Source organism: Pseudanabaena sp. 'Roaring Creek', assembly GCF_001402795.1.
Taxonomy (GTDB): Bacteria; Cyanobacteriota; Cyanobacteriia; order Pseudanabaenales; family Pseudanabaenaceae; genus Pseudanabaena.
The window spans coordinates 1-11,296 of record NZ_LIRE01000705.1; the positions used below are offsets into that span (position 1 = coordinate 1).

General features: G+C 43.6%; 12 protein-coding genes. 7 read left to right on the plus strand and 5 right to left on the minus strand.

Going from position 1 to position 11,296, the window contains the following annotated elements:
* The coding region (locus tag AC805_RS20305) for a filamentous hemagglutinin N-terminal domain-containing protein (protein ID WP_231663903.1) at nt 1–560 on the minus strand (560 nt) is incomplete at its 3' end.
* 354 nt (nt 561–914) lie between these two features.
* Between AC805_RS20305 and AC805_RS27515 the strand changes: the two genes are divergently transcribed.
* The 3 genes from AC805_RS27515 to AC805_RS20315 all read left to right on the plus strand — a co-directional run bounded on the left by AC805_RS27515 (nt 915) and on the right by AC805_RS20315 (nt 3,307).
* Nucleotides 915–1,034 carry a pentapeptide repeat-containing protein gene (locus AC805_RS27515; protein ID WP_082429582.1) on the plus strand — a complete coding sequence of 40 codons (120 nt, stop codon included), beginning with the start codon at nt 915–917 and terminating at the stop codon, nt 1,032–1,034.
* The gene (locus AC805_RS20310) at nt 1,030–2,508 is read left to right on the plus strand and encodes a ShlB/FhaC/HecB family hemolysin secretion/activation protein (RefSeq protein ID WP_369122837.1); all 1,479 of its coding nucleotides are present in this window, start codon (nt 1,030–1,032) and stop codon (nt 2,506–2,508) included. Before AC805_RS27515 ends, AC805_RS20310 begins: the two co-directional genes overlap by 5 nt.
* A gap of 85 nt (nt 2,509–2,593) precedes the next feature.
* Complete coding sequence (locus AC805_RS20315; RefSeq protein ID WP_055077092.1) at nt 2,594–3,307, plus strand: TatD family hydrolase; 714 nt, start codon at nt 2,594–2,596, stop codon at nt 3,305–3,307.
* Here AC805_RS20315 and sbcD read toward each other — a convergent pair.
* The 4 genes from sbcD to secD all read right to left on the minus strand — a co-directional run bounded on the left by sbcD (nt 3,218) and on the right by secD (nt 8,118).
* Complete coding sequence (gene sbcD, locus AC805_RS20320) at nt 3,218–4,504, minus strand: exonuclease subunit SbcD (RefSeq protein ID WP_055077093.1); 1,287 nt, start codon at nt 4,502–4,504, stop codon at nt 3,218–3,220. The two genes, AC805_RS20315 and sbcD, sit on opposite strands and share 90 nt — an antisense overlap.
* A 284-nt stretch (nt 4,505–4,788) precedes the next feature.
* Complete coding sequence (locus AC805_RS20325) at nt 4,789–5,232, minus strand: hypothetical protein (protein WP_055077094.1); 444 nt, start codon at nt 5,230–5,232, stop codon at nt 4,789–4,791.
* Nucleotides 5,233–5,668: 436 nt separating this feature from the next.
* Nucleotides 5,669–6,628 (minus strand): protein translocase subunit SecF, encoded by a 960-nt coding sequence (gene secF, locus AC805_RS20330; RefSeq protein WP_055077095.1) that lies wholly within the window; start codon nt 6,626–6,628, stop codon nt 5,669–5,671.
* Nucleotides 6,625–8,118 (minus strand): protein translocase subunit SecD, encoded by a 1,494-nt coding sequence (secD, locus tag AC805_RS20335; protein ID WP_055077096.1) that lies wholly within the window; start codon nt 8,116–8,118, stop codon nt 6,625–6,627. The genes secF and secD overlap by 4 nt, the downstream gene beginning before the upstream one ends.
* A gap of 624 nt (nt 8,119–8,742) precedes the next feature.
* Between secD and AC805_RS20340 the strand changes: the two genes are divergently transcribed.
* From AC805_RS20340 to AC805_RS20355, 4 genes are all read left to right on the plus strand, one after another.
* Nucleotides 8,743–9,030: an RNA-binding protein gene (locus tag AC805_RS20340; RefSeq protein WP_009627977.1), complete on the plus strand. Its 288-nt coding sequence runs from the start codon at nt 8,743–8,745 to the stop codon at nt 9,028–9,030.
* Between the two features lie 281 nt (nt 9,031–9,311).
* Complete coding sequence (locus AC805_RS20345) at nt 9,312–9,824, plus strand: photosystem I assembly protein Ycf3 (RefSeq protein ID WP_009627976.1); 513 nt, start codon at nt 9,312–9,314, stop codon at nt 9,822–9,824.
* A gap of 475 nt (nt 9,825–10,299) precedes the next feature.
* Nucleotides 10,300–10,590 (plus strand): Asp-tRNA(Asn)/Glu-tRNA(Gln) amidotransferase subunit GatC, encoded by a 291-nt coding sequence (gatC, locus tag AC805_RS20350; protein ID WP_009627975.1) that lies wholly within the window; start codon nt 10,300–10,302, stop codon nt 10,588–10,590.
* Nucleotides 10,591–10,648: 58 nt separating this feature from the next.
* The gene (locus AC805_RS20355; protein WP_055077097.1) at nt 10,649–11,071 is read left to right on the plus strand and encodes a response regulator; all 423 of its coding nucleotides are present in this window, start codon (nt 10,649–10,651) and stop codon (nt 11,069–11,071) included.
* Nucleotides 11,072–11,296 lie beyond the last annotated feature (225 nt).

The following is an 11,296-nucleotide window of genomic DNA, read 5'->3' on the forward strand; positions in this document are numbered from 1 at the left end:
GTTTGTCCTTGAGTTAGTGGCGATGTCGGACTAGTAAAGGCGAAAGCATTGGGAGTTCCTGTCAGATTCTTCAGATCACTGACGCTAGTATTCATGCCAAACCAACCATTGCCAACCTGAATTCCATTAGCAGTCGTAGCTGTAAAAGAAGCTGGTACATTCAAACTGGCATTATTCCCAAAGATAATCCCTGCGGGATTCATGATGTAGAGATTAGAATTGCCGCCTGTCAGTTGAATTAGTCCATTGATGACGGAAGGATCTCCTCCAACTACTCGACCAAGGATATTTTGAATGTTGGGTTGACTGAGAAAGTTGGCGATTTGTCCTTGACTTAAGCCAAATTGCTGAAAACTATGGAAGAGATTTGTTCCTGCTTGCGTTCCGCCTGTTATGTCAAATCTTTGTCCATTTGGCAATATGACTGTGCCAGTCCCATCTTGCGCGGCAGTGATCGGTATTGATTGGGCGTTGACTGGGGCTGTCAACAATAATGCTGGAGATAAGGCGATCGCGATCGCAGTTGTTGCCCAATACTTTCCCCAAGTTGACTTCAACATAATCTCCCACAACCCCATCAAAATTTTTACTGAGACTTAACAATATAAACTTATACTATACTATTGATACTTCATTGCAATAATACATTTAATTAAGACTGACATATGCTAACGTTTTTACTGTTAGTGAGGAATCAACGTAAAAACAAGAACTATGCGCCCAAAAATAGCGGAATTAAAGGTCAAGCTCGCAAGAATTCATCCAATATTATTAGGGCTTTCTACCCTTGCATTAGTAGCAACAGATTGCGGGTTATCGGCTAAAGCTTATCCAATTTCCACAGATTTAACACCTTCATTATCAACTAGTTCTATTCCCTCACAAAACTTAGCCCATTCTTCTCTAACTTCTCCATCTCAAGTTGCTCAAGTTCAAACTTCTCAAGCTCAAATTTCTCAAAATCAAACTTCTCAAAATCAAACTTCTCAAAATCAAACTTCTCAAAATCAAATCACTCAAGCAATTCCAATTAAAAGAATTGAAGTTATTGGCAGTACAGTTTTCGATGCAGCGAAGCTCAGTCCCATCATCGAACCTCTCGAAGGAAAATCAGTTACGGAAGAGCAACTCATAGCCGCCACCAATGCCATTACCCAACTGTATGTCAGTAATGGCTATGTCACTTCTCAAGCGATATATACTCCTCAAAGTGTCGTTGATGGTGTTGCCAAGATTCAGGTTTTGGAAGGAAAAGTCGAAAAAATCGAAGTTGTTGGTGTTAATGCACTTAATCCAGACTACGTGCGATCGCGAACTGAGCTAGGAATTGGCACTCCCCTCAACACCAATAACCTCGAAGATCAACTGCGGCTTCTCCGTGCCGATCCCAATTTTACCAGCGTAGATGCTAGCCTCAAAGCTGGTAGCAAAGCTGGTTTGAGTATACTCACGATTACAGTTGTTGAGGCAAATCAACTGACAGGTTCTGTCAGTTTTGATAACTTTTCCCCACCTGCGGTTGGTTCTGAGCGCATGGGTGCGGGGCTAAACTACCGCAATCTTTTTGGATTGGGAGATGTATTTACCGCCAATTATTACAGAACTACAACAGGCGGCTCTAACCAATATGATTTTGGTTTTAGCATTCCTGTCAACCCGATGAATGGAACTGTATCAGTTCGCTTTGCCCCCAGCAACTACCGCATTACCCAGTCCCCATTTGATGTCTTTAATATTCGGGGCAATAATGAAGTTTACTCCGCTACCTATCGCCAGCCCTTGATTCGTAATCCCCGTGAAGAATTTGCCCTGTCTCTAGGCTATGAATATCAAAGAGGTCAAACATTCCTATTTAACGATCTGGCTGTGCCATTTGGGATTGGAGCCGAAGCCGATGGGACTAGTCGCACCAGTGTATTTAAATTTGGACAAGACTATACCAGTCGCGACACTGATGGAGTTTGGTCATTGCGATCGCAGTTTAGTCTTGGGACAGGCTTATTTGGTGCAACTTTTGTCACCAATCCTAGTGCAGCTTTCCTTAGCTGGCTAGGTCAGATTCAACGAGTTCAAGTTCTTGGCACTGACACAATTTTGATCGGATCATTAGATACTCAATTCTCGGCTGATCCGCTTTTGCCATCGCAGCAGTTTGTGATTGGAGGTGGGCAATCGGTGCGGGGATTTCGTCAAAATGTGCGTTCAGGTGACAACGGTATCCGCCTTTCTTTGGAGAGCCGATTTGTGGTGGCGCGAAATGAGGAAGATCGCACAGTTCTCCAGTTAGCTCCTTTTGTCGATCTCGGTACAGTTTGGAACAACTCTAGAAATCTCAACGTGCTACCCAATCAGAACTTTCTAGCTGGTGGTGGATTGGGTATTCTTTTCGAGCCAATTAAACGGCTAAACCTACGGCTAGATTATGCAATTCCATTTGTAAACCTCAGCGATCGCGGCTCTAATTTGCAAGAGTCTTCGCTCTATTTCAGCATCGGCTACCAATTTTAGGAATCATTTTAGGAATCATTTTAGAAACCATTTTAGGAACCATTTTAGAATTACTTCCGTTGTCACACCTTGGGGGCTAATCAAAATGTTTATTGATTTCCATACCCATCGCGATCGCCAATGTCAAAATCTGATCAACCTGCAAACCCTGCATGTCAATACGGACTTGCCAGCCCACTCATTACCGCCTACCTGTAGTCTGGGCTTACACCCTTGGTTTATAGCCATGTCATCGTGGGAAGAGGCTTACCAAAATCTGGAAATATTGGCGAAATTACCAGAAGTAATCGCGATTGGAGAATGCGGACTCGATCGCAATATTGATTTACCAATGGAATTGCAAATTACAATTTTGCAAAGACATATAGAATTAGCGGAAACATTACAAAAGCCATTGGTAATCCACTGTGTAAGAGCCTTTTCCGAACTAATCGCTTTAAAGAAAACTACGAAATCTGTCATTCCTTGGATCGTTCATGGCTTTCACAAAAAAAAGGAAGTCTTTCAACAATTGCTCGAACATGGTTTTTACTTTTCATTTGGAGCAGCAGTTTTAAGCGATCGCTCTCCTGTAGTGCCAGCGATCGCCACCATTCCGCAGGGGCGGTTCTTTTTAGAAACCGACGATCGCGATGATATTAGTATCGAACAAATTTACGATCGCGCTGCGGCGCTGCGACAGGTTCCCCTCGTCACTCTGCAATCTCAACTAGTCGAAACTTATCACCAATTGACTAGCTTGAGTCGTATCAATCGCAGGATCGATACTATCCATAGCCAGCCCAATCTCACTGAGTAGTTCTTGAGCGGCATTCAGCATTTCAGGTTCCAGATTTTGTAAGTCTTCTCTAGTACTGAGATAGGTTTTCAGCGCCGTCATCGGATCGAGGGCTTCCGCAGTGCTGAGATCGGGCATTCGACTCCGTGGATTTTGGCTGACCACTTCTGGAATCAGAGAATAATTATGGGCGCTTTCCATGGCTTCATGGAGTAAGCGATCGTCAATTAGCGCTAGTTGTTCGGCTTTAATTTTATAAATCAGCCTCGCGATCGCCCGATCGATTTTCCCTTTTTGAATTGCTTTGAGTAACTTTGCCTGCGGATCCTCCGCCTGTGTCACATCTACTTCGATTGTCCGAAATACGCGGGTCGGAATTGGACAAAACTCAAATTTTACATTCCCTTTCTCAACTTCTAACCAGCAATAGCCCTTTGCCTCATTCTCTTCGCCAAAATCAACCCGCTCAATGCTGCCTGGATAAACCACCATTGGTTGCGTGGCAAGAATTTGATGTCGATGCACATGCCCCAATGCCACATAATCAAAGGCTTCGCGGGTTAACATCGACAATGGAATCGTGAATCCCTTGCCCGCCGCCAAAAACCTCTCTGCGCCGTAGGTTGCCGTATCCACCATTACATGAGCCAATAAAATCGTTGGTAAGCTCGGATCGAGTTGCCGAATTTCACCTTCGATCACCACCTGTAAGCGATCGATCAGGAATTGATTCACATCTGCCATCGAAAATCCTTCGGTTTCCGACTTCGTGAGTAGAGTCGATCGCGTAATCCAAGGTAGGGTAATAATCTGAATTGCCCCCGCGTTAGTAGAAATACGATGGGTGGCGATCGTATCGCCTACGGTAAAATTCGGTACGGCAAGACTGCGATAAATAGCTAAACTCGCACCACCGACTCCCTGCGAATGCTGGTCGTGGTTACCAACTAATAAAACCGTGGGAATCCCAGCATCGGCAAGACGACGAAACTGCTTGGCAAAGGCTTGCTGCACCAAGGGCGGCGGCGTGGCATCAGGAAAGGCATCCCCACCAAAGAGAACTAAATCGGCTGGTTCCCGCATCGCGCGATCGATACAGAGGGTTAGCGCCGCCACAAAATCCTCAAGACGAGTATTTAAACCCGTTTGCGGATTAATCTTGCCATGGGTCGTACTGCCAAGATGAATATCAGAGAGATGTAAAACCTTAATAGCCATAATTACTCCCTAGTGAACAATGAGTATTGCGCGGCTTTGCCGCGCAATACTAAGAAACCATTTAAGAAGTACTTTCTGCGGTCAAAAACTCTAAGAGATCCCCCTCAATCCCCCTTAAAAAGGGGGAAAAATTTAATTCTCCCCCCTTTTTAAGGGGGGCTGGGGGGATCTAGTGAATTCTTAAATGGTTTCTAATTGTTCACTTTATAGCAACGTAAGGAATAAACCCAAAAAGATGGTTGTTGCGCGGAGCGCAACAACCATCTTTTTTATGTTGACGGCAGCTATAATTTCTCCTCACAAACCCAGCGCCATAATGGATGGCTTTTACCTTTTGCTTGAATTCTTTTTACTTGAGTGGCAAGCGATCGCTTTTCCCGTTGATTCAGTCCCCATAAAATAATCGAACTCTGCCAAACCAAAGTCGCTAAGGTCATTGCCACACATATCCCCAAGCCTAACATCGGCAAACGATTGTAAGCCAAAGTCATCCGCACCGCCGCCCATGTAAACGAGGCAAACCATAGCTCAATATCCGATCGCAAAGCCCAAATGCTTGCCGTTCCCACGGTCAACCACAGAAATCCGTCAAATATCCACCGCAAATAGGTTTGGACTTCGATCAGACGTTGGATTTGTCGTTCGAGCAGTGGATCAGGATCAGATATTTGATCGGAATTTATTTCAGATCGGGGCTGAGCAATATTGCTGATGTCTTCTTCATTCATAACTCAGACCAAGCATTGAGGTAAGTATATAGCGTTTCCCAGTCTATTGAATTATGGGGTTTCCTCGCTACCTTCGGTAGTGCGAAAACCCTCCTTCCCCCAAGAGCAGAAGGCTGGCACTTCGCGCCAACCTTCTCTTCTCGGGAGATGATTTTGTCCTTTTATACCAATTCACGACAGTGTGACAACACTTTTGCGAATTACAGCAATTACCGATCGAACGAACCACAAGAAGAATTTTGAAAGCGTTGCGAAGCAACGCTTTCAAAATTCTTCTTGGTTTGGGTTTGAGCGCAAAGCGCTGTAAAAACTAAACCTCGTAAGGGATAACAAGTTAAAAAATGGTTACGCCATTTCTTAACTTGTTATAACGTTGGCTGAGCGTAGTCGAAGCCACAGACACTTTAAATTAATAGCGAATCTCTAAGCTTTTTATCTAGTTGGCTTCGAGGGGCGGTTGACGAACTGTCACCTGACGGCTACGCCACCAAGCGAGCAAAATACTGGCATTAAAAATACTGGAATAAGCCCCCGACAGGAACCCAACGATCAAAGCCAGCGAGAAAAACCTTAGCGTCGCACCACCGAATAGGAAAATAGCAATTAAAGGCAAAGTTGCCGTGAGAGTGGTATTGATCGATCGCCAGAGGGTTTGATTTACCGAAGCATTAACCAAATCATTAAAACTGGTCGTATCCGTATCGATCTTCACATTTTCGCGAATGCGATCGTAGATTACCACCGTATCGTTAACGGAGAAGCCGCAGATCGTGAGCATTGAAACGATAAATAAACTATCAATTTCTACCCCCATCGTCAGCCCTAAAATGGCAAATACACCAGCAGTGACAAAAATATCGTGGAACAGCGCCACGATCGCAAAGGTGGCATAGTCCAGTTGAAAGCGAAAGGCAAGATAAACACCGATCCCCGCAAAGGATAAACCAAGGGCAAGCAAACCATTATTGAGAGCCTGCTGCCCGATCGCGGGGCCGACTTCATCAATCTGGGATTTCTTGGGGTCAACTTCTCCATACTGCTTCAACGATTCAGTCATAGTTTCCTTGAGCTTGACCCGCTGCTCAGAGGAGAGATGGGATGTCCGAACCGATATACCCTTAAGGTCTTTGCCCTCAACTAACTGAATGACGCTATTACTAAAACCCTTACTTTCTACCGCTTGGCGGATCACAGCCACATCAATGGGCTTACCACAATTGCCAGCATTACAAGCCAAACCGAGCGTAATATTAGAACCACCCGTAAAGTCAATACCGAGGCGTAAAGGCGATCCTAACTGTTGAAAGGAGAGAACCATCGCGATTAAACCCGCCACAATCACTGTCGTGGAAATCGTGATGTAAAGGCGACCATGTTTAATTACATCTAATTTCATAGCACTGCACCTGTATTGTCTTTTTTATTACCGTTTTCTCGATCGCCCGATTTATCCTCGGACTTAGTTTCCACCTCAACTTTAGTTGGAGAAATTTTGCCAAAAGCCTTTACGCCATAATATTCTGGCTTCCGAAATAGGGGATTGCTGATCATTGCCAACATCAGCGATCGGCTCAATGTCACCGCCGTAAAGACACTCACCAGCACCCCAACGCCTAAAGTAACCGCAAATCCTTTGACAAATCCCGAACCAAGCCAAAACAGGGCAAAACAAGAAATCAGGGTGGTTACATGGCTATCAAGGATGCTCGACCAAGCTCGATAAAAGCCAGCTTCAACGGATTTGTAGAGAGTTCTTCCTGCGTTTAACTCTTCTTTTGTCCGTTCAAAAATTAATACATTGGCATCCACAGCAATACCGATACTGAGAATAAATCCTGCAATGCCTGGTAAAGTCAAGACCACGCCTAACAGACAAAACGAAGCAAAGGTAATCACCGCATAGGTAATGAGGGCAATATCGGCAACCACACCTAAAATGCGGTAATAGAGCACCATAAAAATGATGACTAAGACTAGCCCCGCAACCCCAGCATAAATGCTACTCAGGATACTGTCCGCCCCAAGGGTAGCCCCGACAGTACGGTTTTCAACAATTTCTACAGGCACTGGTAAGGCTCCTGCTCTTAACTGCAAAGCAAGTTCGTTAGCCGTATCAAGCGTAAAGTTTCCTGTAATTACAGCTCTTCCACCAGTAATACCCTTGCCTTGAAATTCGGGACCAACGGATGGAGAACTAATCAACTTATCGTCTAAGAAAATACCTAAAGCGCGACCAGTACCGCCAATTTCACCAGTAGTTTTCGCAAATAGATCGCCGCCTTTATCATCAAAGGTGAGCGCCACTTGCCAAGAATCAGGACCATTGCCCGATGGCGATGCGACTGCATCCTTGAGCATATTGCCGCTTAAACCTGTGCGCTCAAAAATCCCCTTCAGTGCTTCTACACTCTTTTGATATTCCGCTTCGTTATCAGCGATCGCCTTTTGATCGCCAGAGTTTTTTAGGATTTCACGTTGCAGCGTTGCCGCCTGCTGAATTTGCAATCTTGCCCTTAGCTCGCTTTCAGTTCCTTTTTTTTGCTTCCGAAAATCAAGCTGGGCAGTTGTCCCAATTACCCGTTCAGCCTGCGCAGGATCGTTTACCCCAGGCAGTTGCACGACTAGTTGATTATTACCCGATATCACAATTGTTGCTTCGGAAACACCCAAGCCATTAATACGTTGCTCCACCACAAACTTTGCAGTTTCCATAATGCGTGGTGTAATTTCATTAATTCCTTGTTCGGGATTAATTTTTGCTTGGAGTGTAAGCTGCGCACCACCCCGTAAATCTAGCCCTAACTTAGGTGGATGATTTACGATGAGATACACAGCCCCCAATAAAACTGCCAATACAAAGGCAAGCAGGCGGCTTTGTTTACCCATATTTTTTATAGCTTTTTTTGATAGCTGTTTTGATAAAACTATTTATATAGCTTTACTTCGAGCCAGAGTGAACAGAGAAAATTTTTAGACATCTGCCATCATAACCCACTACCGCTACGGGTTTCGATGCTGGTTTTTAATTATGCCCAGCCTTAACGACAAAACCTCATGCATATTGATCACCAAGAAAAGGGCGAATAACCAAGTAATAAAAAAGTAATAAATTAACTTTGTCTCCCCATTTTTAAATTTTTAATTATCTTTAAGTTTGGTAAAAATTTCTCGTCAAACTCCTCGCAAACGCTAACTAGTAAGTAATTTGACTTATTTCTTTAGACTGATATTTTAAGCTAATTCTCAAAGACTTGAAGCATAAGCGATCGCCCATAACGAGAAATACCGCTTACAGCAAGGAATCGATCGCCATTTTTTACGGTTTATGCGCTCTTTAGCATTACTTGGACAAAGCTTTGTAATACAGCCTACGCAAATTGTTGCGGCTAAACGGTAAACTTATATCAAAGCTGAAATTTAGGTTGGATTTGTGAGATCTCGGATCGAGCGAGTCTTTTCCGAAGACTGGCTAAATTATTTTATCGATCTCTTTTTTGGAGCGAACTGACTGTGACTATTTACGTTGGAAATTTGTCTTATCAAGCTGCTAAGGATGATTTGACAAGCGTCTTCTCAGACTACGGCACTGTAAAACGCGTGCAATTGCCCACCGACCAAGAAACAGGTCGGGTTCGGGGTTTCGCCTTCGTTGATATGGAGGATGATGCCCAAGAAGAAGCGGCGATCGCGGCGCTTAACGAAGCCGAATGGATGGGAAGAACCCTACGCGTTAATAAGGCTAAGCCTCGTGGTGAACGTACTAACAACGATCGCCCTAGAGGTCGCGGCTACGCCTAAGCCTAATTAATTGCAACATTCGTAAAGCATGGCTAAGCTATGCTTTACGAATGTCACGAATAAACGGCTAAAGTTAAGTTATATAAACAAAAAGCGAAGCCTAAATATTCTTGGCAAAAATTTGGCATTAAGCTTGACTTAATTGTCATTAATTTGCACTGTCAGTAAAAAATATCGCCAAAAAGTAACGTTACAGAACAGCATTATCACAAAACGAAACCTCATATATATCAGGCTTTTGATATGCTGATTAACAACTGACTGCAAATTTATAAAGAACTATGCCTAGATCGCAACGTAATGACAACTTCGTCGATCAAACCTTTACCGTTATTGCCGACACGATTTTAAAACTCTTTCCTGCTAGTCAGAAAGAAAAAGAAGCCTTTGCTTACTATCGAGATGGGATGTCCGCTCAAGGTGACGGTGAGTATGCCGAAGCCCTATCGAACTACGAAGAAGCCCTCAAACTCGAAGAAAATTCCTATGATCGCAGTTATATCTATTACAACATGGGTTTAATTCATGCTAGTAATGGCGATCACGATAAGGCTCTCGAATTTTACGAGCAGGCGATCGATCTCAATCCCCGTATGCCTCAAGCATTGAACAATGTTGCGGTGATTTATCACCATAAAGGGGAAAATGCTCAGGATGAAGAACAAGCCGAAGAATATTTCAACATTGCTGCCGATCATTGGGTGAGAGCCATACGACTTGCTCCCAACAACTATATCGAAGCGCAAAACTGGCTAAAGACAACTGGTAGAGCCGATATTAATCTGTTCTTCTAACCTATTAAACCCTATTAAACCTAGCAATCTTTGGTGTAAGTCCTAAGAGACTTACGCTCAGCTAACATTGGCTGAGCGTATGATTTAGGACTACTATATATTCTTATACTAAGTTAAAAAATGGCGTAGCCATTTTTTAACTTGAAAACCCTCGCTAGGTTTAGTTTTTAGTTCGCAAAACTGTTGTCACGCTTTCGTGAATTGGTATTAGAACTATATTCATATCCTGATAAATATTGCAGTTTTCATTTTGCCGTAGGCAAAATGAAAACTCAAAACCCTTACTAAGATTGTTTTTTGTTTTCAAATGAGTACGCACTCACTTGAAAACCGCAATATATTCTTGGGGATAGTTTAGGCAAACGATCCAGATGATCTAGGATGGTCAAAGAAATACCAAAACCTAACGGTTAACCTAAACACAAATTAACTATACATACCACATATAAACTTATATAAAGATCGCACAGATATTATGATTGATAGAGATCAAGTTCGCCATGTCGCCCATTTGGGACGTTTGCAATTAACTGAAGCCGAAGAAATTTCTTTTACCAAGCAGCTAGATAGCATTTTGGACTATTTCCAACAGCTAAATGAACTTGATTCTCTGTTAGAGGGGGTTGAACCAACGACTAGGGCTGTTAACACCGTCAATATTACTCGCGCCGATATCCTGCAACCTTTTGCCGATCGCGAAGTCTTGCTGGACTGCGCGCCAGATCGGGAAGAAGACTTTTTCCGCGTGCCCCAAATTATGGGTTAAATGTTACTGGCAATCGCGCTACTGGTTTCAGGTAGGGAAAAAACAGCACCATAAAATCATGGATATTTCAGTTAAGCCCGAACCATCTTTATCTAGATTCAGCATCTTGTTAGCTGAGGACAATCCTGTCAATCAAAAAGTAGCGATGCGCGTACTCAAACACCTCGGTTATGAGGCTGACATCGTAGGCAATGGGCAAGAAGCGATCGCGGCGATCGCGGATAAAACCTACGATTTAATTCTCATGGATATTCAGATGCCTGAAATGGACGGGCTACAGGCAACTAAACATATTCGCGATCGCGAAAACGCCTCGCAATTACCTCCGATCGCGATCGTGGCGATGACTGCCAATGCTACCGATGACGATCAAAATATCTGCCGTGATGCGGGTATGAGTGACTACATTAGCAAACCGATTCAGATCGATAAGCTGAAAAATATTTTGCAGCGGTACGAATCCCTGAAAAATAAAAAATAGAGTCCATGCAAAGCATGGACTCTATTTTTTATTTCACAGACTTAGGATTAATTAAAGCAAAAGCCTTGCTTAGCAAGGCTTTTGCTTTTGGGATTTGAGAAAGGGTTTATAGCTGTCGCCAATTGTACTAGGACATAAACCCCAAGAATTGAGTGGCGGCGCGAAGCTCCGCCATTCAATTCTTGGGGTTTGATTTGTCCTCATTCAAGTGACTGTAGCTATACC